Annotated in this window: 23 protein-coding genes and 1 tRNA gene; 9 read left to right on the forward strand and 15 right to left on the reverse strand. The window is 72.3% G+C overall.

Annotation, left to right across the window (positions count from 1 at the left end; translation table 11 throughout):
• Nucleotides 1–380 precede the first annotated feature (380 nt).
• Both OG625_RS15755 and OG625_RS15760 read left to right on the forward strand, forming a co-directional pair.
• Complete coding sequence (locus OG625_RS15755) at nucleotides 381–1,667, forward strand: amidohydrolase family protein (RefSeq protein WP_329380816.1); 1,287 nt, start codon at nucleotides 381–383, stop codon at nucleotides 1,665–1,667.
• 53 nt (nucleotides 1,668–1,720) lie between these two features.
• The gene (locus OG625_RS15760; RefSeq protein WP_329380818.1) at nucleotides 1,721–2,377 is read left to right on the forward strand and encodes an SDR family oxidoreductase; all 657 of its coding nucleotides are present in this window, start codon (nucleotides 1,721–1,723) and stop codon (nucleotides 2,375–2,377) included.
• A 42-nt stretch (nucleotides 2,378–2,419) separates the two neighbouring features.
• Here OG625_RS15760 and OG625_RS15765 read toward each other — a convergent pair whose 3' ends face one another.
• Nucleotides 2,420–2,860 (reverse strand): DUF3574 domain-containing protein, encoded by a 441-nt coding sequence (locus OG625_RS15765; RefSeq protein ID WP_329380820.1) that lies wholly within the window; start codon nucleotides 2,858–2,860, stop codon nucleotides 2,420–2,422.
• Between OG625_RS15765 and OG625_RS15770 the strand changes: the two genes are divergently transcribed.
• Complete coding sequence (locus tag OG625_RS15770) at nucleotides 2,848–3,546, forward strand: maleylpyruvate isomerase N-terminal domain-containing protein (protein WP_329380822.1); 699 nt, start codon at nucleotides 2,848–2,850, stop codon at nucleotides 3,544–3,546. The genes OG625_RS15765 and OG625_RS15770 overlap by 13 nt on opposite strands.
• Before the next feature lie 17 nt (nucleotides 3,547–3,563).
• Here the strand turns inward: OG625_RS15770 and OG625_RS15775 are convergent.
• Nucleotides 3,564–3,645: transfer RNA gene (locus tag OG625_RS15775), tRNA-Tyr, on the reverse strand.
• Nucleotides 3,646–3,845: 200 nt separating this feature from the next.
• Between OG625_RS15775 and OG625_RS15780 the strand changes: the two genes are divergently transcribed.
• The 3 genes from OG625_RS15780 to OG625_RS15790 all read left to right on the forward strand — a co-directional run bounded on the left by OG625_RS15780 (nucleotide 3,846) and on the right by OG625_RS15790 (nucleotide 7,217).
• The gene (locus OG625_RS15780) at nucleotides 3,846–4,334 is read left to right on the forward strand and encodes a YajQ family cyclic di-GMP-binding protein (RefSeq protein WP_030009008.1); all 489 of its coding nucleotides are present in this window, start codon (nucleotides 3,846–3,848) and stop codon (nucleotides 4,332–4,334) included.
• A 201-nt stretch (nucleotides 4,335–4,535) separates the two neighbouring features.
• Nucleotides 4,536–5,972, forward strand: a complete 1,437-nt coding sequence (locus OG625_RS15785; protein WP_329380825.1) for a SulP family inorganic anion transporter — start codon at nucleotides 4,536–4,538, stop codon at nucleotides 5,970–5,972.
• A gap of 9 nt (nucleotides 5,973–5,981) precedes the next feature.
• Complete coding sequence (locus OG625_RS15790) at nucleotides 5,982–7,217, forward strand: APC family permease (protein WP_329380826.1); 1,236 nt, start codon at nucleotides 5,982–5,984, stop codon at nucleotides 7,215–7,217.
• Here the strand turns inward: OG625_RS15790 and OG625_RS15795 are convergent.
• From OG625_RS15795 to OG625_RS15855, 13 genes are all read right to left on the reverse strand, one after another.
• Complete coding sequence (locus OG625_RS15795) at nucleotides 7,201–7,725, reverse strand: SMI1/KNR4 family protein (protein WP_329380827.1); 525 nt, start codon at nucleotides 7,723–7,725, stop codon at nucleotides 7,201–7,203. The genes OG625_RS15790 and OG625_RS15795 overlap by 17 nt on opposite strands.
• Before the next feature lie 242 nt (nucleotides 7,726–7,967).
• Nucleotides 7,968–8,360, reverse strand: coding sequence for a YccF domain-containing protein (locus tag OG625_RS15800; RefSeq protein WP_329380828.1), 393 nt, complete (start codon nucleotides 8,358–8,360; stop codon nucleotides 7,968–7,970).
• Nucleotides 8,357–9,220 carry a zinc metalloprotease HtpX gene (gene htpX / locus OG625_RS15805; RefSeq protein ID WP_329380829.1) on the reverse strand — a complete coding sequence of 288 codons (864 nt, stop codon included), beginning with the start codon at nucleotides 9,218–9,220 and terminating at the stop codon, nucleotides 8,357–8,359. Before htpX ends, OG625_RS15800 begins: the two co-directional genes overlap by 4 nt.
• A 207-nt stretch (nucleotides 9,221–9,427) precedes the next feature.
• Entirely contained in the window at nucleotides 9,428–11,002 is a 1,575-nt protein-coding gene (locus OG625_RS15810) for an NADH-quinone oxidoreductase subunit N (protein WP_329380831.1), read from the reverse strand.
• On the reverse strand, nucleotides 10,999–12,552 hold the full coding sequence (locus OG625_RS15815; RefSeq protein WP_329390700.1) for a complex I subunit 4 family protein: 1,554 nt from the start codon (nucleotides 12,550–12,552) through the stop codon (nucleotides 10,999–11,001). The genes OG625_RS15810 and OG625_RS15815 overlap by 4 nt, the downstream gene beginning before the upstream one ends.
• Nucleotides 12,553–12,590: 38 nt before the next feature.
• Nucleotides 12,591–14,615 (reverse strand): NADH-quinone oxidoreductase subunit 5 family protein, encoded by a 2,025-nt coding sequence (locus OG625_RS15820; RefSeq protein WP_329380833.1) that lies wholly within the window; start codon nucleotides 14,613–14,615, stop codon nucleotides 12,591–12,593.
• Nucleotides 14,612–14,968: an NADH-quinone oxidoreductase subunit NuoK gene (gene nuoK, locus OG625_RS15825; RefSeq protein WP_329380835.1), complete on the reverse strand. Its 357-nt coding sequence runs from the start codon at nucleotides 14,966–14,968 to the stop codon at nucleotides 14,612–14,614. The genes OG625_RS15820 and nuoK overlap by 4 nt, the downstream gene beginning before the upstream one ends.
• Entirely contained in the window at nucleotides 14,968–15,573 is a 606-nt protein-coding gene (locus tag OG625_RS15830; protein WP_329380837.1) for an NADH-quinone oxidoreductase subunit J family protein, read from the reverse strand. The genes nuoK and OG625_RS15830 overlap by 1 nt, the downstream gene beginning before the upstream one ends.
• The gene (locus OG625_RS15835; protein WP_329390702.1) at nucleotides 15,573–16,280 is read right to left on the reverse strand and encodes a NuoI/complex I 23 kDa subunit family protein; all 708 of its coding nucleotides are present in this window, start codon (nucleotides 16,278–16,280) and stop codon (nucleotides 15,573–15,575) included. Before OG625_RS15835 ends, OG625_RS15830 begins: the two co-directional genes overlap by 1 nt.
• A complete protein-coding gene (locus OG625_RS15840) occupies nucleotides 16,277–17,245 on the reverse strand; it encodes a complex I subunit 1/NuoH family protein (protein ID WP_329380839.1) in 969 nt (322 codons plus the stop codon). The genes OG625_RS15835 and OG625_RS15840 overlap by 4 nt, the downstream gene beginning before the upstream one ends.
• Nucleotides 17,242–18,513: an NADH-quinone oxidoreductase subunit C gene (locus tag OG625_RS15845; RefSeq protein ID WP_329380841.1), complete on the reverse strand. Its 1,272-nt coding sequence runs from the start codon at nucleotides 18,511–18,513 to the stop codon at nucleotides 17,242–17,244. Before OG625_RS15845 ends, OG625_RS15840 begins: the two co-directional genes overlap by 4 nt.
• Nucleotides 18,510–19,097 (reverse strand): NADH-quinone oxidoreductase subunit B, encoded by a 588-nt coding sequence (locus OG625_RS15850; RefSeq protein ID WP_329380843.1) that lies wholly within the window; start codon nucleotides 19,095–19,097, stop codon nucleotides 18,510–18,512. The genes OG625_RS15845 and OG625_RS15850 overlap by 4 nt, the downstream gene beginning before the upstream one ends.
• Complete coding sequence (locus tag OG625_RS15855; RefSeq protein WP_329380845.1) at nucleotides 19,088–19,495, reverse strand: NADH-quinone oxidoreductase subunit A; 408 nt, start codon at nucleotides 19,493–19,495, stop codon at nucleotides 19,088–19,090. The genes OG625_RS15850 and OG625_RS15855 overlap by 10 nt, the downstream gene beginning before the upstream one ends.
• A 146-nt stretch (nucleotides 19,496–19,641) precedes the next feature.
• Here OG625_RS15855 and OG625_RS15860 point away from each other — a divergent pair, with 146 nt between their 5' ends.
• From OG625_RS15860 to OG625_RS15870, 3 genes are all read left to right on the forward strand, one after another.
• Nucleotides 19,642–20,829 carry a sensor histidine kinase gene (locus OG625_RS15860; protein WP_329380847.1) on the forward strand — a complete coding sequence of 396 codons (1,188 nt, stop codon included), beginning with the start codon at nucleotides 19,642–19,644 and terminating at the stop codon, nucleotides 20,827–20,829.
• Between the two features lie 353 nt (nucleotides 20,830–21,182).
• Nucleotides 21,183–22,490, forward strand: coding sequence for a sensor histidine kinase (locus OG625_RS15865; RefSeq protein WP_329380849.1), 1,308 nt, complete (start codon nucleotides 21,183–21,185; stop codon nucleotides 22,488–22,490).
• Between the two features lie 767 nt (nucleotides 22,491–23,257).
• Nucleotides 23,258–23,917, forward strand: coding sequence for a response regulator transcription factor (locus OG625_RS15870; RefSeq protein ID WP_329390704.1), 660 nt, complete (start codon nucleotides 23,258–23,260; stop codon nucleotides 23,915–23,917).
• Nucleotides 23,918–24,015: the final 98 nt, after the last annotated feature.

Here is a 24,015-nt window from a genome sequence, read left to right on the forward strand (position 1 = left end):
ATGAAGACATTACACGGTTGCCCGCCCATCGCCCAAATCCTTTGCGGGGACCGGGCTCCGAGGGGGTTCCGCAGCCTTTCCCGATCAGTGCCCGAGCCGCCCACACAGCCACTCCCACCCGAAATGTGTCCGGTGTCACCACCGAGCCCACTCCCCCGACACACGCCTCGTCGCCCTCACCACCTCTCACCCCCGCCTCACCCCGTCCCGCCCCCGCCCCGCGCCACGCGCCGAGGCGCATGGGCACCACACCGGTACGACTATTGCGCTCTTCCGCGAAGCGGGGTGCCCCGCGCCCTAGGCTCTGAACACGCTGCGTGATCTTGGGCCGCGGGCCGCGGCCAAGGCCCAGGAACCGCCCGAGCCACCGCAGGAGCGCGATGTCCGACAGCCAACCGCAGCAGCCGTTCCACTCCCCGCGCAACGGCCGTGGCGAGAGCGGCGGTCTCGGTAGCGCAGCCGCCGCCGAAGCCACCACCCTGCTGCTCGCCGGTGCCCGCCTCACCGACGGCCGTACCGTCGACGTCCGGCTCAGCGGCGGCCGCATCCAAGCCGTCGGCACCGCGGGCAGCCTCCCCGCCCCCGCCCTGTCCCGGGTGGACCTGAGCGGGTACCTGCTGCTCCCCGCCCCCGCCGAGCCGCACGCCCACGGGGACACCGCCCTGACCGCCGACGGGGAGGGGCCCGTCTCCTACACCCCCGACGAGGTCCAGCGCCGCGCCACCGAAGCGGCCCTGCTCCAGCTCGGCCACGGCGCCACCGCCGTGCGCTCCCACGTGCGGATCGGCGACGTGCACGGCCTCGGCCCCCTGGAGGCGGTCCTCCAGGCCCGCCGCTCGCTGCGCGGGCTGGCCGACCTCACCACCGTGGCCGTCCCCCGGCTGCTCACCGGGGTCGCGGGCGCGGACGGGCTCGCCATGCTGCGCGACGCGGTCAAGATGGGCGCCTCCGTGATCGGCGGCTGCCCCGATCTGGACCCCGACCCGACCGGCTTCCTCGAAGCCGTCCTGGAGCTCGCGGACGAACACGGCTGCCCCGTGGACCTGCACACGGACGGCGACGACCCGGCGCGCCTCTCCCGGCTCGCCGCCATGGCCGGCGGACTGCGCCCCGGGGTCACGATCGGTCCCTGCGGAGGTCTGTCCCGGCTCCCGTTGGACGTGGCCGCCCGCTCCGCCGACCAGCTGGCCGCGGCCGGCGTACGGGTGACCTGCCTCCCGCAGGGCGACTGCGCGGCCCTGGAGCGCCGCGGGCTGCGCACGGCGCCCGTGCGGCTGCTGCGGGCCGCCGGGGTACGGGTGTCGGCCGGCAGCGGGGCGCTGCGGGACGCCGGGAACCCGGTGGGCCGCGGCGACCCGCTGGAGGCCGCGTACCTGCTGGCCTCCCAGGGCGGGCTGCGGGCGGGCGAGGCCTACGAGTCGGTCAGCGCCTGCGCCCGCGAGGCGATGGGCCTGCCGGAGGTGCGGGTGGAGGCCGGTTTCCCGGCGGAGCTGCTCGCCGTGCGCGGGGACCGGATCGCGGGCGTGCTGTCCCTCGCGTACAGCCGCATCGTGATCCACCGCGGGCGGGTGGTAGCCCGTACGAGTGCCGTACGGGAGTACTGCGACTCCGCCGTCGCGGTGGCCCTGGACCTGCCCCGGCAGGGCCGTACGGAGCCCGGCCCCTGAGGTTTCCCGTGCTTTCGCGGGCGGGGGCGCGCGGCTCGTCGTACGGTCGGGACATGCGCATCGTCATCGCAGGTGGACACGGTCAGATCGCGCTGCGGCTGGAGCGCCTGCTCTCCGCGCGCGGGTACGAGGTCGCGGGCGTCATCCGCGACCCGGCACAAGGCGACGACCTCAGGGAGGTGGGTGCCGAACCGGTGCTGTGCGATCTGGAGTCGGCGTCGGTCGAGCACGTGGCGGGGATCCTGCAGGGTGCGGACGTGGCGGTGTTCGCCGCCGGCGCGGGCCCCGGCAGCGGCATCGCGCGCAAGGACACCGTGGACCGGGGCGCGGCGGTCCTCTTCGCGGACGCGGCCGAACGGGCCCGCGTGCGCCGATTCCTGATGGTCTCTTCGATGGGCGCCGACGCGCGGCAGGAGGGCGACGAGGTCTTCGACGCCTATCTGCGGGCCAAGGGCGAGGCCGACGACCACGTCCGCACCCGGCTGGGCCTGGAGTGGACGGTGCTGCGGCCCGGTTCGCTCGTCGACGACGCCGGTACGGGGCTGGTCCGCCTGGAGGCGCACACGGGCCGCGGGACCGTCTCCCGGGACGACGTGGCGGCGGTGCTGGCCGAGCTGGTCGAGACCCCGGCGACGGCGGGTCTGACGCTGGAGCTGACGGCCGGCTCGACCCCGGTCACGGTGGCCGTCAAGGACGTGGCGGGCAATTGACGGACCGTCGGGCGGCCTTCCCGGCGGCCGCCACTCGACGGCTCAGAACTCGGCGCTCACCTTGTCGTCCGACCTCCCGACCGAATCCTGCTGGTACTGGTCCTCGTAGGCCCGCCGGATCCGCTCGACGCGCGCGTTGCGCTCGTCGGCTTCCTTCTCCGGGTACAGGAGCACCACCTCGTAGGAGGTCTCGCGGACGGTCTTGCCGTCGCTGCCCCGCCATTGGCCGTACCCGTCGTGGACGGTCAGCCCCTCGGGGAAGGCGGGGGTGATCTCCCGGTCCAGGAACCGCATGAACTCCCGCTCCCCGACCGGGCCCCGCCCGCCGGGGCGATCGGTGCCGAAGTAGAGCCTGGTCTCCTGGTACGGCTCCCCGACGTGCGGGTCGAGCGCCGCTCCCACCAGTGCCGGCAGGCCGGCTCCGAGCAGGGCGATGAGCACCCCGCCGCCGATCTTCCCCCGTGTGTCAGATGTCCATTTCACCCCAGGTGAACGAACAGGAGGGCGTGACGATGCGGCCGATGAGCGGCCCGGACGTCGAACGGGCCGCAGCCGAAACGGTGTCGGCCCTGGCCCCGCACAGCGGCCGGGACTGGCAGGTGCCGGCCGGTTCCCTCGACTGGTCCTGCTGGACCACGGCGGCCCACATCGCGCACGACCTCACGGCGTACGCCAGCCAAGTGGCCTCCCGCGCCCCGTCCGGCTACCTCCCGCTGGACCTGCGCGTCCGCCCGGGCACTCCGCCCGCCGAGGTGCTGACGGTGGTCTCGGCGAGCGCCCGCCTCCTGAGCACGGCGGTCACGGCCGCCGATCCCGCGGACCGGGCCTGGCACTGGGGGCCCTGCGATCCGGGGGGCTTCGCGGCGATGGGCGTGGCGGAGCTGCTGCTCCACACCTACGACATCGCCCGGGGCCTCGGCCTCCCCTGGCGGCCCCCGCCGGACCTCTGCGCGCCGGTCCTGGCCCGCCTCTTCCCCGACTCCCCACAGGGCCCGCCCACCGAGTCCCTCCTGTGGTCCGCGGGCCGCCTCGCCCTGCCGGACCGCCCCCGCCGTACTTCCTGGACCTGGCGGGCGGCGCTCACCGACTCTCCAGCCGCCGAAGCCACCACGGATCGCCCGGCGGGGCGTACGGGGCGCGCATACGAAGAAGACCCCCGTTACAAGTAACGGGGGTCTCTCTCGCGTGGCGGCGCCAGGGTTCGAACCTGGGTAGGCTGAGCCGGCAGATTTACAGTCTGCTCCCTTTGGCCACTCGGGCACACCGCCAAGATTTGCTGCCATTTTTTCCGCCTTGCGGCGGCGCTCCCTGGCAACGACGTAAACGATACCTGATGACCGGGGGTGCTACGCCACCGGATTGATCAGCACCGGGGGTGGGCGCGGTGGCTAGGCTTTGCGGAGCGGGCCGGGGACGTCCGGCCGTGCCCTTCGGGGCCGCCACAACCGACTTCAAGGAGCCACAGCACATGGCCGACTCCAGTTTCGACATCGTCTCGAAGGTCGAGCGGCAGGAGGTCGACAACGCCCTCAACCAGGCCGCCAAGGAACTCTCGCAGCGCTACGACTTCAAGGGCACCGGTGCCACGATCGCCTGGTCCGGCGAGAAGATCCTGATGGAGGCGAACTCCGAGGAGCGCGTCAAGGCCGTCCTGGACGTCTTCGAGACCAAGCTGGTCAAGCGCGGGATCTCGCTCAAGGCCCTGGACGCCGGCGAGCCGCAGCTGTCCGGCAAGGAGTACAAGATCTTCGCCACGATCGAGGAGGGCATCTCCCAGGAGAACGCCAAGAAGGTCGCGAAGATCATCCGGGACGAGGGTCCCAAGGGCGTCAAGGCCCAGGTCCAGGGCGAGGAGCTGCGCGTCAGCTCCAAGAGCCGTGACGACCTGCAGGAGGTCCAGGCGCTGCTCAAGGGCAAGGACCTGGACTTCGCGATCCAGTTCGTGAACTACCGCTGACCCAGTCGGCGGCCGGCCTCCACGCGGCCCGGTGGTCCTCACGGACTGCCGGGCCGCGGCGTTTGCGGGGGCCCTCGGGGGTGTGTGCGGGGCGTGTGCGGCGCACGCGCCATCAAGGGCTCCTGTGGGCACTTGGGCGGCGGTGAGTGCGCCCACCACGCTGGGTGGCATCCATCACCGCGTGGCAGGGGGGGTTCTCGCATGCTCGGGGCCGGCACGTTTCGCGAGGACTTCGGGGCGTCCGTGGTCGTCGCACTGGTCGCGCTGCCCCTCTGCGTGGGGGTGGCCGTCGCTTCCGGGGTGCCGGCCGAGCTGGGGATCGTCACGGGGGTGGTCGGCGGGCTGGTCACCGGATGGTTCCGCGGGAGCTCGCTGCAGGTGAGCGGGCCCGCTGCGGGGCTCACCGTGCTGGTCTACGAGGCGGTGCGGGCCTACGGTCTGCCCGCGCTCGGGGTGCTGGTGCTGGCCGCCGGGGTCGTACAGCTGGGCATGGGTGTGCTGCGGCTCGGGCGGTGGTTCCGGGCGATCTCGGTCGCCGTCGTGCACGGCATGCTGGCCGGGATCGGGCTCGTGCTGATCGCCGGACAGCTGTACGCGCTGGGGGGCGTGCAGGGCCCGGGGAGCACCCTGGCAAAGCTGGGCGGGCTGGCCGGGCTCGGAGCGCGGGCCGACTGGGCGGCGGTGGCGCTCGGGGCGGGGACCATCGCCGTCATGGTCGCCTGGCGGCGGATGCCCGCCCGGTGGCGGCTCGTGCCCGGGGCGCTCGTCGGGGTGGCCGCCGCGACCGCCGCGGCCGCGCTGTTGGGACTGCCCGTCGAACGGGTGCGGGTGACGGGGGTGCTGGAGGCGGTGGCCCTGCCGACCTCGGGCGACTTCGAGGTGCTCGCCTCCGTCGGGGCGCTCGGGACCGTGGCCGCGCTGGCGCTGATCGCCTCCGCCGAGACGCTGTTCAGTGCGGCCGCCGTCGACCGGATGCACGACGGGCCGAAAACGGACTACGACCGGGAGCTGGTCGCCCAGGGCTTCGGGAACACCGTGTGCGGACTGCTCGGGGCGCTGCCGATGACCGCGGTGATCGTACGCAGTGCCGCGAACGTGGAGGCCGGCGCACGCACTCGGGCCGCCCGGGTGCTCCACGGCGGATGGCTGCTGCTCTTCGCCGTCGCCTTCCCGCAGGTGCTGGAGGTCGTGCCGCTCGCCGCGCTGGCGGGAGTGCTGCTGCACGCGGGCTGGAAGCTGCTGCCCGCCCGGGCGGTGCACGCGCTGTGGCGGACACACCGGGGTGAGGCGGTGGTGCTGCTGGCCACGGCCACCGCGATCGCGGTCACCAACCTCTTCGAGGGGGTGCTCGTCGGCCTGGGGCTGGCCGTCGCCAAGGCTGCCTGGGAAACCTCTCACGTGCACATCGAGGAGGTCCGGGAGGAAACGGGGCTGTGCGTGCGGGTGGTGGGCAACGCCAGCTTCCTGCGTCTGCCCAAGCTGCTCGACGCACTCGACGCGCTGCCGCCGGGACAGCCCGTACGGCTCGACTTGAGCGGGCTGCGCCACCTCGACCACGCCTGTCTGACGGCCCTGGAGGGGTGGGAGCGGGAGCGGACTCCACTCCCCGGACGTGAGGGCGTCATCTGGCCCGGTTAGCCTCCGCCCGTGACAAACGAGTTGAAGCGCACCCTGGGAGTCTCCGACGCCGTCGTCGTCGGACTCGGCGCGATGGTCGGCGCCGGCATCTTCGCCGCCCTCGCCCCGGCGGCCGGCGCGGCGGGCGGCGCGCTCCTCGCCGCGCTCGCCCTGGCGGCCGTCGTCGCCTACTGCAACGCTCACTCCTCGGCACGCCTCGCCGCCCGGTACCCGTCGTCCGGCGGCACGTACGTCTACGGGCGCGAGCGCCTCGGACCCTTCTGGGGGTACCTGGCCGGCTGGGGGTTCGTGATCGGCAAGACGGCCTCCTGTGCGGCGATGGCCCTGACCGTCGGCGCGTACGTCTGGCCGGGGCATCAGCATGCCGTGGCCGTCGCTGCGGTGGTGGCGTTGACCGCCGCGAGCTACGGCGGGGTGCAGAAGTCGGCCCGGCTGGCCAGGGTGATCGTGACGGCGGTGCTGGCTGTGCTGGCCGGGGTGGTGGTCGTGTGCCTGTCCTCGGAGAGCGCCGACGCGGGGCGGCTGGGCGGCGCGGACTGGGGCGCCGCCGGACTGTTGCAGGGAGCCGGGCTACTGTTCTTCGCCTTCGCGGGCTACGCCCGGATCACCACCCTGGGCGAGGAGGTGCGCGACCCGGAGCGGACCATCCCGCGGGCGGTGCCGCTCGCGCTCGGAATCGCGCTGCTGGTGTACGCCGCCGTGGCGGTGGCGGCGCTGTCGGTGCTCGGCGCCGACGGGCTCGCGAGGTCGGCGGCCCCGCTCGCCGACGCGGTCCGGGCGGCCGGCCTGCCCGAACTGGCCCCGGTCGTCCGGGTGGGTGCGGCTCTGGCCGCGCTGGGCTCGCTGCTGGCCCTCGTACTCGGGGTGTCCCGGACCACGCTGGCGATGGCCCGGGACGGCCACCTCCCGCGTGCGCTGGCTTCCGTACATCCCCGGCATCAGGTGCCGCGCCATGCGGAGCTGGCGGTGGGGGCGGTCGTGGCGGTGCTCGCGGCCACCGCCGATCTGCGCGGAGCGATCGGCTTCTCCTCCTTCGGGGTGCTCGCCTACTACGCGATCGCGAACGCCTCCGCGTGGACTCTCGATTCAGGTCTCAAGGGTCGGGCCGTGGCAGCCGTCGGGCTGTCCGGCTGTGTGGTGCTGGCCTGCGCGCTGCCCCTCGCGTCGGCGGTCTCGGGGGCGGCGGTGCTGGCTCTGGGCGCCCTGGCCTATGGCGTACGCCGGGGCATCAGATCCTGGAGCTGAACTCCGCCCAGGGGCGCAGTTCCAGGTCGAGTTCCTCCCCCAGCTCGGACTCCTCGCAGAACCAGGCGGTGCCGTCGAGCCAGCCGCGGAGCCAGTCGGCGAGGCTCGGGCCGTCGATGGACCATGCAAGGTCGGGCTCCCCGGTATTCGGGTCGAAGAGGAGCACCTGGGCGGTTTCGGAGCGGCAGTCCACGCAGGCGTACATGGCGCAGCCGAAGTCGGCTATCGGCAGCACGGCCTCGGGCCAGCGCCAGCCGGATACGCGTTGGGCCCCGTAGGTCGTGACGGCCTGACGCAGTGACAGGAACCCCTGCTCCGGGCCGAATCCGCCGTCCCCGATCCGGGTGTAGAGCTCGGCGAGCAGCGGGGGCAGGACGAAGCCGAGTATGCCCTCGGCCCGGGTGGTCTCCCCGGCGCCCAGCGGCGCGGGCAGGGGCCTTCCTTGCCCGCGCGCGGAGTTGCGCACGTGGTCTGCGACTTGCTCCAGCAACTGCTCGGTCTCGTTCATGCGTTCATGGTGACGCACCCCACTGACAATCGCCCTGACCTGTGCATATCGGTCAGGGCGAGGAGTATTTCGATGCGGTGCTCGCGCCAGTGGTCCCGTCCGGTGCGGTCGGATCTCCGCGTCGAAGGCGCGGCCGAGCAGCTCTTACCGCCTGCGTACGGGCGCCGGTGGGTCGGCTAAGAGGTTCTCTGCCGACCCGCACGGCGCCCACAGCTGCTCGTCGTCGCACAGGGCGAAGGACGTCACCGAGAGGCGAACGGCGCGTCCGTCGGGACGATCTCGCGGCCCAACGGGAGCAGCGCGAGCGGGACCATCTTGAAGTTGGCGATGCCGAAGGGGATGCCGATGATCGTGATGCACAGCGCGATGCCGGTGAAGATGTGCCCCAGCGCCAGCCACCAGCCGGCCAGGACCAGCCACAGGACGTTGCCGATGGCGGATCCCGCGCCGGCGTCGCGGCGCTCGACCGTGGTGTAGCCGAAGGGCCAGAGGGCGTACACCGCGATGCGGAAGGCGGCGATGCCGAAGGGGATGCCGATGATCGTGATGCAGAGGATCACGCCCGCGAGGCAGTAGCCGAGGAACAGCCAGATGCCGCTGAGTACGAGCCAAATGACGTTCAGGATTGTCTTCACTGCCGGCGGCCTGCCATCTGTTCGAGCCGGGCGATGCGCTCGGCCATAGGAGGGTGTGTCGAGAACATCTTGGACAATCCCTGGCCCGGACGGAAGGGATTGGCGATCATCATGTGGCTCGCCGTCTCCAACCGGGGCTCAGGGGGCAGCGGAAGCTGCTTGGTGCCCGCGTCGAGCTTGCGCAGGGCGCTGGCCAGGGCGAGCGGGTCGCCGGTCAGCTGGGCGCCGGAGGCGTCGGCCTCGTACTCGCGCGAGCGACTGATGGACAGCTGGATCACGGAGGCGGCCAGCGGGCCGAGGATCATGATGAGCAGCATGCCCAGGAGGCCCGGGCCCTCGTCGTCGTTCGAGCGGCCCACGGGTATGAGCCAGGCGAAATTGACCAGGAACATGATCACGGAGGCGAGTGCTCCGGCCACCGACGAGATCAGGATGTCGCGGTTGTAGACGTGGCTGAGCTCGTGGCCGATGACTCCGCGCAGCTCACGCTCGTCGAGGATGCGCAGGATGCCCTCTGTGCAGCAGACCGCGGCGTTGCGCGGATTGCGGCCGGTCGCGAAGGCGTTGGGCGCCTCGGTGGGCGAGATGTAGAGGCGTGGCATGGGCTGGCGCGCGGACGTCGAGAGCTCGCGCACCATCCGGTACAGCTCGGGGGCCTCGAACTCGCTGACTGGGCGGGCGCGCATCGCGCGTAGAGCCAGCTTGTCGCTGTTCCAGTAGGCGTACGCGTTCGTCCCGAGGGCGACGACGACGGCGACGATCAGGCCGCCCCGCCCGAAGAAGCTGCCGATGAGGATGATGAGTGCGGACATCCCGCCGAGGAGTACGGCGGTTTTCAGCCCGTTGTGTCGGCGGTGCACGGTACGCCCTCCTAGTGGTGCGGCAGGGATCCCCGTCCAGGACTGAGGGTCTTCGGTCCAGTGGACCCTCCCTTCCTGGTCAACGCGAGGTGGGGGCGCCAGGTTCCCGGGGCAAGCCGAGGCGGCCGCCGCCCCGTCGCCCCGGGGGTGGGGGCGGTGGGCGACGGCCGCGCGGGTTACTCCGTACGGGTTACAGCCGCGTGCGGGCTACTGCGGGAAGAGGCTGCCGGACGCGAAGCGCAGGACGAGCTGCGGGGCGCCCGAGAGGACGAGGGCCGTGACCGCGGTGATGACGATGGCCGCCGTGACGGGCCAGGGGGCCTTCGTACGGATCTGCGCGCCCTCGGCGGCCTGCGCGCCCTTGACGCCCTCCGGTGCGCGGAAGAGTAGCGCGGTCCACCGGAGGTAGTAGTAGAGGGCGACGACGACGTTGATCGCCATGAGCACGGCCAGCCAGCCCAGGCCCGCGTCGACCGCGGAGCGGAAGACCACGACCTTGGCGAAGAGGCCGATGATGCCCGGCGGCAGCCCGGCCAGGCAGAGCAGGAAGAAGGCCAGCGACAGGGCTGCCAGCGGGCGCTCCGCGTACAGGCCGCGGTAGTCGCTGATCCGGTTGAGCGGCTTCGTACGGGCGACGAGCGCGGCGACGGCGAAGGCGCCGAGGTTCACGACGGCGTACATCAGCGCGTAGGCGACGGTGGAGCCGATCTGGTCGCGGTCGGTGTACGCGGCGGCGGCGATCGGGACCAGGAGGTAGCCGGCCTGGCCGACGGAGGACCAGGCGAGCAGCCGTACGGCGCTGTTCGGGCGGTCCGCGGACTGGCGCAGGGCGGCGGCGTTGCCCAGGGTCATGGTGAGCGCGGCGAGGACGGCGAGGGCCGGTCCCCAGATGTCGGAGTACGCCGGGAAGGCGATCACCGTCACGAGGATGAGGCCGGTGAAACCGACGGCCTTGCCGATCACGGAGAGGTAGCCGGCGATCGGCAGAGGGGCGCCGACGTAGGTGTCGGGGACCCAGAAGTGGAAGGGGACGGCCGCGGTCTTGAACGCGAAGCCGACGAGGGTGAGCGCGACGCCGACCATGGCGATGGTGTCGAGCTGCCCGGGGACGTCTTCGAGGCGGTCGGCGACCTGGCTGAGGTGCAGGGAACCGGTGGCGGCGTAGACGAAGCTGATGCCCATCAGCGACACGGCGGTGGCGGTGACGGAGGAGAGGAAGAACTTGAGGGCGGCCTCCGAGGAGAGCCGGTCGCCGCGGCGCATGCCGACGAGGGCGAAGGCGGGCAGCGAGGCGACTTCGAGGGCGACGATCAGGGTGGCGAGGTCGCGGGAGGCGGGCAGCAGGGCGGCGCCGGCCGCGGAGGAGAGCAGCAGGAACCAGTACTCGCCGGCCGGCATGCGCGTGTCGCGTACGGCGGTTACCGAGAGCAGGGCGGTGACCAGGGCGCCGGCCAGCACCAGGAACTGGACGACGAGCGTGAAGTGGTCGGCGGTGTAGCTGCAGGCGGCGGGGTCTCCGGTGAGGCAGAACGTGGAGCGGTCGCCCGCGTGCAGCGGCAGCAGGCTCGCGGTCGCGACGGCCAGACCGGCCACGGAGAGCCAGCCGAGGAGCGGCTTGGTGCGCTCCGCTACGAAGAGGTCGGCGACCAGGACGATCAGGGCGACGGCGGCGGGGATGACCACGGGCGCGATGGCGAGCCAGTCGACGGACTGGACGAGGCTGGGGGGCTGCGCGGAGAGGTCGGCGGAGAGACCGGCGGCGAGGACCGTGAGGGCCGTCATGAGTTGCCTCCTGCGAGGAGCTTCTGGACGGCCGGGTCGGTGAGGCCGAGGAGTACCGCGGGCCACAGGCCGGCGAGGACGGTGAGGGCGACGAGCGGGGTCCAGGCGGCGTACTCGTAGCGCTGGATGTCCGCGAGGACGATCTCGGGGCCGGCCTTCGGGTCGCCCATGCAGACGCGCCGTACGACGATCAGCAGGTAGGCGGCGGTGAGCAGGGTACCGAACGCGCCGACCGCCGTGTAGGTGAGGAAGGCGGGCCGGGACAACCCCTCGGCGGGGTCGAAGGCGCCGAACAGGGCCAGCATCTCGCCCCAGAAGCCGGCCAGGCCGGGCAGGCCGAGGGAGGCGACGGCGGCGAAGGCGAGGAACGCGCCGAAGCGGGGGGCGCGGCCGTAGAGGGCGGCGCCGGTGGCTCCGGCGAGGGTGTCGAGGTCTGCGGTGCCGTAGCGGTCCTTGAGCGCGCCGACCAGGAAGAAGAGGAGGCCGGTGATCAGGCCGTGGGCGACGTTGGCGAAGAGCGCGCCGTTGACGCCGGTGGGGGTCATGCTCGCGATGCCGAGGAGCACGAAGCCCATGTGGCCGACGGAGGAGTACGCGATGAGGCGCTTGAGGTCGCCCTTGTTCCCCTTGCGGGCCAGCGCGAGGCAGGCGAGCGATCCGTAGACGATGCCGACGGCGGCGAAGGCGCCCAGGTAGGGGGCGAAGGTGGCCATGCCGTCGGGGGTGGCGGGGAGCAGGATGCGGACGAACCCGTACGTGCCCATCTTGAGCAGGACGCCGGCCAGCAGGACGGAGCCGACCGTGGGCGCGGCGGTGTGGGCGTCCGGCAGCCAACTGTGCAGCGGCCACATCGGGGTCTTCACGGCGAGGCCGATGCCGATGGCGAGAACGGCCAGGAGCTGGGTGGTGTGGGACAGTTCGCGGCCGTTGTCAGAGGCGAGTGCCACCATGTCGAAAGTGCCGCTCTTCAGTCCGATCAGCAGCAGACCGAGCAGCATGACCACGGAGCCGAGGAGGGTGTAGAGGATGAACTTCCAGGCGGCGGCCTGCCGCTGAGCACCGCCCCAGCGGGCGATGAGGAAGTACATCGGGATGAGGACCATCTCGAAGGCGAGGAAGAAGAGCAGCAGGTCGAGGACGGCGAAGGTCGCGAGGGTGCCGGACTCCAGGACCAGGAGCAGCGCGACGAAGGCCTTCGGGGAAGGGCCTGCGGGGAGCTTGAAGTAGCTGTAGAGCGCGCAGAGGAAGAACAGCAGCGCGGTCATCAGGAGGAGGGGGAGCGAGATGCCGTCGACGCCGAGGTGGATCCGGACGTTCAGCGCCTGGATCCAGCTGATGTCCGTCGTCGCCTGGAAGCGGGACGGGGCGTCGTGGTCGAAGCCCAGGGTGAGGGCGATCGCCGCGGCGAGGATCACGCCGGTCACGGTCACGCCGTGGCGGAGCACGGCCTGTTCGGGGCTGCGGCCCTTGAGGCCGGGCGGGGCCGGCAGGAGGGCCGCGGCCGCGCCGAGGAGCGGTGCGGCCACGATGAACGCCAGAAGGAACTGCATCACGGACGGGCTGATATCGATCACGGCTGACTCTCGGCTCACGATCCGGCGTTGACGTTGGCGAGGACGGCGGTGGCGATCGCCAGGACCACGGCGCCGGCGAGCAGGGCGCTCAGGTAGCTCTGCACGTTGCCGGTCTGGGCACGGCGTACGAGGCTGCCGAGCAGCCGGGGGCCGGTGCCCGCGCCGCGGACGTACGTGTCCACGACCTCGCGGTCGAGGAAGCGGACGAGGCTCGCGGCCGCCCGGACGGGGCGGACGAAGAGCCGGTCGTAGACGGCGTCGAGGTGGAAGCCGTCGGCGGCATGCCGGTACAGGGGGCCGAGGAGCGCCTTGCCCGGGTCTGCGGCGGGGCCGGTCGGGACGGCGGGGTGGTCGTGGGTCACTTCGGCCACCTCGGGGGCTTCCGCGGCGGATTCGGCGACGGTGGCGGCCACCGCGGCGGCCGCGGCAAGGCCGTTGGCCTTCGTGGCGGTGGCCGCTGTGGCGGCGGCCTTCACGGTGGCGCGCTGCCAGAGGGCGTAGGTGAGCATCGCGCCGATGACCGCCGCGCCCGTGCCGAGGACCGAGGTGGTCAGCGTCGGGGAGAGTTCCTTGTCGTCGAACCAGTCGGCGAGGGGACCCACGGCGAGGCCGAAGCCGACCGACGGGATCGCGAGCAGCCACAGCACGCCGGTCATGGCGACGGGCTCCTTGCCGTGGTCGGGGGCGGCGGCGCCCCGGCCGCGGAAGGCCATCAGCCAGAGCCGGGTGGCGTAGGCGGCGGTGAGGAGGGCGGTCAGCACGCCGGCGACGAGCACCACCCAGCCGGCGGTGCTGGGTGCGAAGTCCGAGTGGCCGGTCGCGGTGTGCTCGGCGGCGACGAGGACGGCTTCCTTGGAGAAGAAGCCGGCGAAGGGCGGGATCGCGGCCAGGGCGAGCAGCGCGATCGTCATCGTCCAGAAGGCGTCGGGGATGCGCTTGGACAGGCCGTCCATCCGGGACATGGCGGCCAGGGAGTTCGTACCGGCGGCGTGGATGATCACGCCCGCGCCGAGGAAGAGAAGCGCCTTGAAGAAGCCGTGGGACAGGAGGTGGAAGACGGCGGCGCCACGGTCGCCGACGGCCAGGGCGCCGATCATGTAGCCGAGCTGGCCGACCGTGGAGTAGGCGAGCACCCGCTTGATGTCGTCCTGGGCGAGGGCGGCGAGGCCGGAGCCGATCATCGTGACGGCCGCCATGACGGCCATGACCACCAGCGCGGCACTGGAGGCCGCGAAGACGGGGAGGAGACGGGCGATGAAGTAGACACCGGCGGCGACCATCGTCGCGGCGTGGATCAGCGCGGAGACCGGGGTGGGGCCGGCCATGGCGTCCGGAAGCCAGGTGTGCAGCGGGAACTGCGCGGACTTGCCGGCGACTCCGGCGAGCAGGAGCAGCGCGATCAGCGTCGGGTGGTCGAGTCCGCCGGCGGCGACGGTGCCCAGGATCTTCGTGATCTGGAAGGAGCCGGCGTCGGCGGCGAGCGCGAACAGGCCGATGAGGAAGGGGACGTCACCGAGCTTGGTGACGAGGAAGGCCTTCAGGGAGGCGGAGCGGGCCGCCTCGGTCTCCCAGTAGTGGCCGACCAGGAAGTACGAGCAGATGCCCATGATCTCCCAGCCGACCAGCAGCACCATCAGGTCGCCGGAGTAGACGACGAGCAGCATGGCGGAGGTGAAGAGGGAGACGAGAGCGGCGTACGACGGGTAGCGCGGGTCCTCGCGGAGGTACGCCGTCGAGTAGAGCTGTACGCAGGTGGCGACGACCCCGACGAGGACGGCGACCAGGACGGCGAAGCCGTCCAGGTGGAGCGAGAGCTCGATCGGCACCGAGCCGGTCGGGGTCAGCTCGGTCGCGGTGTCGATCGCCTTCCCGCCGCCTTGGCGGACGGCGACGATCACCGCCAGTACGGCGGCGGCGAGCGTCGGCAGGATCGCGAGCGGCCGGACGAAGCCGGGGGCGGTGCGGCCGAGGAGGAGTCCCGCGACCGCGCCCAGGAAGGGGAGGAGGGGGACGAGGACGGCGAGGGTCGTGGTGCTCACGCGGTGACCTCGCTCGGGTTGCTCTGGTGGCTCGGGGCGGGCTCGTTGCCCTCGGCGGTGTCGCGCAGCCGGTCGACGTCCGAGGTGCCTCGGTTGCGGTACACCATCAGCACGATCGCGAGTCCGATGCCGATCTCGGCGGCGGCGATGGCGATGGTGAAGAGGGTGAGGGCCTGGCCGGCGTGCAGGGTGTCGCGCAGCCAGACGTCGAAGGCGACCAGGTTCAGGTTGACGGCGTTGAGCATCAGCTCGACGGACATCAGGACCAGGATGGCGTTGCGGCGGGCGAGTACTCCGTACAGGCCCGTGCAGAAGAGGAGCGCCGCGAGCACGGCGGGGTAGGCGAGGTGCATCAGCGCTGCCCCTTGTCGCTGTCAGTGGCGTCGGCGGGGTCGTTCTTGCGGGAGAGCACGATGGCGCCGATCAGGGCCGCGAGGAGGAGGACGGAGAGGGCCTCGAAGGGCAGCACCCAGTGCTGGAAGAGGATCTCGCCGGAGACCTTCGTCGAGCCCTGGGCCGGGCCGTCGAAGTCGATCCAGGTCGTGCGGAAGGCGTCGACGACGACCCAGACGAGGGCGACGGCGGAGACGGCCGCGACGGCGAGGGCGAGCGGGCGGTTGCCGGAGTCGGCGTCCGGGGAGCGGCCGATGGGCGCCTTGGTGAGCATCAGCCCGAAGAGGAGGAGGACGACCACGGAACCGAGGTAGATCAGGACCTGGACCCAGGCGATGAACTCGGCGGTCAGCAGCAGGTACTCGACGGCGATGCCGCCGAGCGCGACGACCAGCCAGAGGGCGGCGTGCACGAGCTGCCGGGTGGTGACCGTGACGAGGGCCGCGCCGAGGGTGGCGAGGCCGACGAGGACGAAGGCGACCTCCACGCCGGTCGGCGAGAGGAAACCGGGCCCGGGGGCCGAGCCTGCGCCTTGGGCGGCGGCGACGAGGTGGGCGGCGTACATCAGGCGGTACCTCCCGCCGGGTCGGTACCGGGGTCGCCGGGGGCGGGGGTGGGGGTGCCGGGAGCGCCGGAGGCGCCGGGTCCACGAGTGCCGGGAGCGCCAGGGGCAGTGCCGGCGGGCGCCTCGGGGGCCGAGGTGCCGGAGGCGCCGGGGGTGGGGGCCGGGGGTTCGGCGGTGGCTGCTGCGGCGGCTTCGGCTTTTTCTGCTGCCTTGCGGGCGGCCGCGATTTCCTTGGGCTCCTCGGCGGCGGGGTCGAGGGCGGGCGGGGCCGGGACGGTCCACATCCACTCGCGGAGCTTGTCGCGCTCGTGGGTCAGTTCGTGGATGTCGGTCTCCGCGTACTCGAACTCCGGCGACCAGAAGAGGGCGTCGAAGGGGCACACCTCGATGCAGATACCGCAGTACATGCAGAGGGAGAAGTCGATGGCGAAGCGGTCGAGGACGTTGCGGCTGCGCTCGCGACCGCCGGGGGTGGCGGCCGGGACCGTCTCCTTGTGGGAGTCGATGTAGATGCACCAGTCGGGGCACTCACGGGCGCAGAGCATGCAGACCGTGCAGTTCTCCTCGAACAGGCCGATGACCCCGCGGGAGCGGGGCGGGAGCTGCGGCTGGACGTCGGGGTACTGGGCGGTGTGCGAGCGCTTCGTCATCGTGCGCAGCGTGACGGCCAGGCCCTTGGCGAGGCCGGATCCGGGAATGGGCATCAGTTGATCGCCACCTTCACGATGCCGGTGAGCGCGATCTGGGCGAGCGCGAGCGGGATGAGTACGGTCCAGGCGAGCTTCTGGAGCTGGTCCTCGCGCAGGCGCGGATAGCTCACGCGGAGCCAGATCACGACGAAGGCGAGGATCGCGGTCTTGAGGAGGGTCCAGACCCAGCCGAGGCCCTCGGCTCCGAAGGGGCCCTGCCAGCCGCCGAGGAAGAGGACGGTGGTGAGGGCGCAGAGGACGACGATGCCGGCGTACTCGGCGAGCAGGAAGAGGGCGAAGCGGAGGCCGGTGTACTCGGTGTAGGCGCCGAAGATGATCTCGGAGTCCGCGACGGGCATGTCGAAGGGGGGCCGCTGGAGTTCGGCGAGGCCGGCGGTGAAGAAGACGAGCGCGCCGACGATCTGCCAGGGCAGCCACCACCACTGGAAGCTCGCGACGATGCCGGTGAGGGAGACCGTCCCGGCCGCCATCGCCACGGAGGCGGCGGCGAGCAGCATCGGGAGCTCGTAGGCGAGCAGCTGGGCGGCGGTGCGCAGGCCGCCGAGCATGGAGAACTTATTGGCGGAGGCCCAGCCGGCCATGAGGGAGCCGAGGACTCCGACGCCCATGACCGCGAGCACGTAGAAGATGCCCGCGTCGATGACCTGGCCGATCGCGCCCTCGCCCGGGCCGATCGGGATGGCGATGAGGACGAGAAGGTACGGCAGCAGGGCGACGGCGGGGGCGAGCTGGAAGATCCGCCGGTCGGCGTTGGCCGGGACGATGTCTTCCTTCTGCGCGAACTTCACGCCGTCGGCCACGAGCTGGGCCCAGCCGTGGAAACCACCGGCGTACATGGGGCCGAGTCGGCCCTGCATGTGCGCCATCACCTTGTGTTCGGTCTGCCCTACGACGAGCGGGAGCACGAGGAAGGCGGCGAAGACGACGATCAGCCGCAGGGCGACGTCGAGGACGTCGTTCACGCGTCGCCTCCGTTGTCCGGGGTGGGGTTGGGGTTGGGGTTGGGCTCAGGGGTGGAGTCAGGGGTGCCGTCGGCCTCGGTGCCGGTGGCCGGTTCGGGCTCCGCTGCGGTGGCCGGGGTGGCGGGCTCGTCGAACGCCGGCACGGGGTTGTGCCAGGGGGCGTCCGCGCTGCGAGGGGCCGCGCGGCGGGGTTCCTCCGGCGGGGTGGCCGACTGGCTCGCCGAGCCGTCGCCCGCGGAACGGGTACGGCGAGGCGGGCGCGTGGCCTCCGGCTCCCGCGCGGGGGCATCCGCCTCCGGGCCGGGGGCGGCCGGGGGCTCGGCCGGCTCCGGGACCGTGGAGTCCGGGGTGGTCTGGCTTGCCGAGCCGTCCGTTACCGAGCGGGTGCGGCGCGGCGGGCGGGCGGGGGCCTGGGTCTCCGGGGCGGTGGTGTCGTCCGGCGTGGCCGAAGGAGGCGTGGCCGAAGGAGGCGTGGCCGAAGGAGGCGTGGCCTGGCTCGCCGAGCCTTCTTCTGCCGAGCGGACGCGGCGCGGCGGGCGGGTGGCGGCCGGGGCTTCCGTTGCCGGGGTTTCCGTTGCCTGGGTGGCCGAGCCGTCGGCGACCGAGCGGGTGCGGCGGGCCGGGGCGCCCTCCCGGGCGGCGGCGCCCGCTGCGCGCGGGGTGCGGGCCGGGCGGGTGGGGGCCGGGGGGAGCTGGCCCTTCAGCGGGCCCCACTCGTTGGGGTCCGGGACGCCCGGCGGGAGCATCTGGCGGCGCTTCGGCGCGTCCGGGTCGTGTGCCTCGCCCGGTTCCTTGGCGCCGGGCCAGGCCTTGGCGACGCGCGCGGCCAGGACGAAGTCCTTGCGCAGCGGGTGCCCCTCGAACTCCTCCGGGAGGAGGAGGTGGACGAGGTGGGGGTGGTCGGTGAAGGTGACGCCGAACATCTCGAACGTCTCGCGCTCGTGCCATTCCGCGCCCGCGTAGACCGCGATGGCGGAGGGCAGGGAGGGCGAGCTGTGCGGGACCGTCGTGCGCAGGAGCAGGCGGCGCACCCGGCGGTTCTCGAGCGAGACGACGTGCGCGCAGATGCGGAAGCCGGTGCCCGGCTCGTCCACCGCGCTCAGCCAGTCGAAGTAGGTGCAGCCCAGCTTGTCCCGGGCGATTTCGAGGGAGGAGATCCAGGATCCGACCGGGACGTCGACCGTCAGGAGGTCGTACGCGGACGAGCCCACGGCCTCCTCGCCGAAGATCGTCGGCGCCGCGTCGGGGAGCGAGTCGTAGAGGTTCATGCGCCGGCCCCCGGGGTGGGCGGGGGCGTGACGAGACCGCTCGTGAGCTGGGCGACGGACGGGCCGTCCGCGTAGCGCTCCGCGAGGGATTCGCGGGCGATCTTCTCCTGGAGCTTGAGGATGCCCTGCAGCAGCGCCTCCGGGCGCGGCGGGCAGCCGGGCACGTAGACGTCGACCGGGATGATCTGGTCGACGCCCTTCGTGACCGAGTACGAGTCCCAGTACGGCCCGCCGCAGTTGGAGCAGGCGCCGAACGAGATGACGTACTTGGGCTCCGGCATCTGCTCGTAGAGCCGCTTGACGGCCGGGGCCATCTTGTCCGTCACCGTGCCCGAGACGATCATGAGGTCGGCCTGGCGGGGTCCCGGCGCGAAGGGGATCACGCCGAGACGGATGAAGTCGTGCCGGGCCATGGAGGCGGCGATGAACTCGATCGCGCAGCAGGCGAGGCCGAAGTTGAACACCCACAGGCTGTACCGGCGGCCCCAGTTCAGGACCACCTTCATCGGTTCCGGGGCGAGCCGGGAGAGGATTCCGAGGCGCTTGGGCTCCGGGAGCAGCTCCGGCTGAGGTGTCACGTCCATTCGAGGACGCCCTTCTTGTACGCATAGAGCAGGCCGACGGCCAGGAAGCCCAGGAAGATGAACATCTCGACCAGGGTCGTGGCGCCGTAACCGGCGGCGGCGAACACCGTCGCCCACGGGAACAGGAAGATCGAGTCGACGGCGAAGATGACGTAGAGGAACGCGTAGACGTAGTAGCGGACCTGGGTGTGCGCCCAGCCCTCGCCCACCGGGTCCACACCGCATTCGTACGTCAGCAGCTTCTCGCGGGTCGGCGCCACGGGGCGCAGCAGGCGGCCGGCCCCGAAGGCCATGGCCACGAACAGCACACCGAGCGCGGCCAGCAGACCGACGACCGAATAGCTTCGGAAGTAGTCCGCCGCAAGCACGGTTACGGTCGATACCGTCGGTTCAGGCACGTCCGTTCCTCGCTCCTCGGCCACTGTCGATGATCTGGTACGCACGGGAGTCTAGGGCCTGCCTCACACGGGGTGGGGTTATCCCCCGTTCACAGCACCCGGCCACCCCATGGCATCAGCGGAGTCGGCTTGGCAGGCTGTGGCCCATGACCACGAGCCACGACACCCCCGACAACGACCGTCCTCCCCCCGTACGCGCCGTCTTCAGCGCCGTGACGTGGAAGGAAATCGCCCATCTGGCGAGCAGTATGCCGGTGGCGATCGTCGGATTCGTTTACGCGGTTGTCATGGTCACCGTGACGGGGGTGCTGTCCGTGACGGCGATGGGACTTCCGTTGCTCGCAGGCGGCCTCTATCTGTCTCGGCAGTTGGGACGGCTGGACCGCGCCCGCGCCCGCGCGCTGCTGGGCGTACGGGTCGACGAGCCGACCCCGATCCCCGGACCGAAGCGGTCCGGCGGCTTCTTCCCCTGGCTGTGGACGAGCATCAAAGACCCGGTCGCCTGGCGGACGGTGCTGTACCAGGTGATCCGGCTGCCCTGGGGATTCTTCACCTTCACGGTAACTCTGGCCGGGCTGTTCGTGCTGTGGCCGGTACTGCCGTACGTGGTGCGGTGGCTCGCGAACGCGGACCGCGCGATGGTACGGGGGCTGCTGTCGCCCTCCGACGATCTGGAGCGGCGGATCGCGGAGCTGGAGTCCGACCGGGGGGTCGTGGTGGACACGGCCGCGGCGGACCTGCGGCGCATCGAGCGGGACCTGCACGACGGGGCGCAGGCGCGGCTGGTGGCCTTGGCGATGGGGCTGGGCCTGGCGAAGGAGAAGCTGCTGGAGGACCAGGACCCGGAGGGCGCGGCGGCGATGGTCGACGAGGCCCACGGGGAGGTGAAGCTGGCACTCCAGGAGCTGCGGGATCTGGCGCGGGGGATCCATCCGGCGGTGCTGACGGACCGGGGGCTGGATGCGGCGCTGTCCTCGGTCGCGTCGCGGTGCGTGGTGCCGGTGAAGGTGTCGGTGGATCTGCCCGCCGATCAGCGGCCGGCGGAGGCGATCGAGGGGATCGCGTACTTCGTGGTGTCGGAGCTGCTGCAGAACGTCAGCAAGCACGCGGGGTCCGCTGCGCGGGGCGCGGGCGTGGAGGTGTGGCGGGCGGGCGCCCGGCTGCTGATCCGCGTCTCCGACGACGGGCGGGGCGGGGCCGATGTCTCCCGGGGGTCGGGGCTGGCGGGGCTCGCGGAGCGGTTGGGGGCGGTGGACGGGGTGCTGGTGGTGGACTCCCCCGCGGGGGAGGGGACGGTGGTCACGGCGGAGCTGCCGTGGCGGGGGCGCGGGTAGCCGGCGCCGGCCTTGCCGTTGATCGGGGCTCCCGTCCTTTGTGGGCGGGAGCCCCGATCTTTGTGGGCGGGAGCCCAGTTCGTGTGTGCGGATGCGGGTGCGGGTGCGGCGCCGTTGCGCGGAGCGGCCCCGGGCTGCACCCGGGCTCCTGGGGCTCCGCCCCAGACCCTCCCCCAGACTCCGTCCGGGGGGGACCCCCACGCCTCAAACGCCGGCGAGGCTGAAATCCGCCCCGGCAGGCAGGGGGTGGGGTTAACCCCAGTGTGGAGAGGCCTACTCGCCGCATGGTTGGGGGGTCGGGTCGGCGGCAGGGTGGAGGGGGACACGGCGGACGGGAAAGGGCGGGTCGGATCATGGGCAACCACACGGGCATGGGGGCGGTGCTGCGGGCTCCCGTCGCGGGGCGGACCTGGCGGGAGTTCGGGTACCTGCTGATCGGGCTGCCGCTGAGCATCCTGTACTTCTCGCTCGCCATCGCCGGTGTGAGCGTCGGCGCCGGGCTGCTCGTCACCTTCCTCGGCGTGCCGGTCCTGGCCGGCGTACTCGCCATGTGCCGCGGCTTCGGACGCCTGGAGCGGGCCCGGGTGCGGCACCTGCTGGGCGTGGACATCGCCGAGCCGGCGCCGATCCGGGCCGCGAAGGGCGGGCCGGTCTCCGCCATGGGAGCGCTGCTCAAGAGCGGGAGCGCCTGGCGGCACGTGCTGTACTCCGTGGTCCAGTTCCCGTGGGCGGTGTTCGCCTTCTGCGTGGCACTGACGTTCTGGGCGTACGGGTGGGCCGCGCTGCTGTACCCGCTCTGGTTCTGGGCCGTGCCGGCGGGCGCCGACCGGTCCGGCGTGATGCTCTTCCAGAACGACGAATACTCCTTCGTTCTCGACACGCCCGTGGCGATCGTCCTCACCTCCGTCTTCGGGGTGGCCCTCACCCTCACCACGCCGTGGGTGATCCGGGCCCTGGCCACCGTGGACCGGGTCCTGGTGGCCGGGCTGCTCGGGCCCTCCCGGCTGGACCACCGCGTGAGCGAGCTGGAGTCCGACCGGGGGGTCGTGGTGGACACGGCCGCGGCGGACCTGCGGCGCATCGAGCGCGATCTGCACGACGGGGCGCAGGCGCGGCTGGTCGCCTTGGCGATGGATCTGGGGCTGGCGAAGGAGAAGCTCGCGGAGGACCCGCGGGCGGCCGCGCGGATGGTCGACGAGGCGCACGGGGAGGTGAAGATCGCCCTCCAGGAGCTGCGGGATCTGGCACGGGGGATCCATCCGGCAGTGCTCACGGACCGGGGGCTGGATGCGGCGCTGTCGGCGGTTGCGTCGCGGTGCGTGGTGCCGGTGAAGGTGTCGGTGGATCTGCCCGCCGATCAGCGGCCGGCGGAGGCGATCGAGGGGATCGCGTACTTCGTGGTGTCGGAGCTGCTGCAGAACGTCAGCAAGCACGCGGGGTCCGCTGCGCGGGGCGCGGGCGTGGACGTGTGGAAAGCCGGGGAGCGGCTGCTGATCCAGGTGTGCGACGACGGGCGGGGCGGGGCCGGGCTCTCCGCGGGGGCGGGCCTGGCGGGGCTCTCGGAGCGGTTGGGGGCGGTGGACGGGGTGCTGGTGGTGGACTCCCCCGCGGGTGGGGGGACGGTGGTCACGGCGGAGTTGCCGTGGCGGGGGCGCGGGTAGCCGGCGCCGGCCTTGCCGTTGATCGGGGCTCCCGTCCTTTGTGGGCGGGAGCCCCGATCTTTGTGGGCGGGAGCCCAGTTCGTGTGTGCGGATGCGGGTGCGGGTGCGGCGCCGTTGCGCGGAGCGGCCCCGGGCTGCACCCGGGCTCCTGGGGCTCCGCCCCAGACCCTCCCCCAGACTCCGTCCGGGGGGGACCCCCACGCCTCAAACGCCGGCGAGGCTGAAATTCGCCCGGCAAGCCGACGAAGGCCGAGCGCGGCCTTGGCCGAGGGCGAGCCCGGCCAAACGCGAGACTGCGCGGGTAGGCCGAAGACGAGGCTGGATATCGCCCGGGCAAGCCGACGAAGGCCGAGGGCGGGCCCGACCGAAGGCGAGACTGCGCGGCTGGACCGAGGGCGAGGCTGGAATTCGCCCGGGCAAGCCCACGAAGGCCGAGGGCGGGCCTGGCCGAACGCGAGGTTGCGCGGGTGGGCCGAGGACGGGGCTGGAATTCGCCCGGGCAAGTCGACGAAGGCCGAGGGCCGGACCGGCCAGGCGCGGGGTTGCCCGGGCAGGTTGGGGGCGGGGCTGGAATTCGCCCGGGCAGGCCGATGAAGGCTGGGAATGGGACGCGGGGGTCGGCGGGTGCTCGGGCCGAAAAGTGACCCTGCGGGGGCACTCGTTGTTCCGGGTCTGCCTTGATCCGGGTGCTGGGCTGGGATGCTTGGCCGCGTCAGGGAGTTGCGGGAACGAGTGGACGCGGGAGCAGCTGAATCGTGGACGACAGGGTGCGGGTGGTCATCGCCGAGGACTCAGTGCTGTTGCGCGAGGGCCTGACCCGGCTGCTGACCGACCGGGGGCATGACGTCGTGGCCGGCGTCGGGGACGCGGAGGCCCTGCTCAAGACGGTGGCGGAGCTGGCGGCGGAGGGTGCGCTGCCCGATGTGGTGGTGGCCGATGTGCGGATGCCGCCGACGCACACCGACGAGGGCGTACGGGCGGCCGTGCGCCTGCGGCGCGAGTACCCCGGGATAGGGGTGCTCGTGCTGTCGCAGTACGTGGAGGAGCAGTACGCCACCGAGCTGCTGGCCGGTTCCACCACCGGGGTGGGCTATCTGCTCAAGGACCGGGTGGCCGAGGTGCGGGAGTTCCTCGACGCGGTGGTGCGGGTGGCGCGGGGCGGTACCGCCCTGGACCCGGAGGTCGTCGCGCAGCTGCTGGGCCGAAGCCGGAAGCAGGACGTGCTGGCGGGGCTGACCCCGCGGGAGCGCGAGGTGCTGGGGTTGATGGCCGAGGGCCGTACGAATTCGGCCGTTGCGAAGCAGCTGGTCGTGAGCGACGGAGCGGTGGAGAAGCACGTCAGCAACATCTTCATGAAGCTCGGCCTGTCGCCGAGTGACGGGGATCACCGGCGCGTACTGGCCGTCCTCACCTATCTGAAATCTTGATCGACTGACACTCTGTCAGATATGGCAGTTACGGCATACCGGTCGGCGTCGTCTCAAGGGGCGGCCCGACGGTCCAGAATGTGAGCGCTCCCCGGGAC

It is taken from the genome of Streptomyces sp. NBC_01351 (assembly GCF_036237315.1).
Classification (GTDB): Bacteria; Actinomycetota; Actinomycetes; order Streptomycetales; family Streptomycetaceae; genus Streptomyces.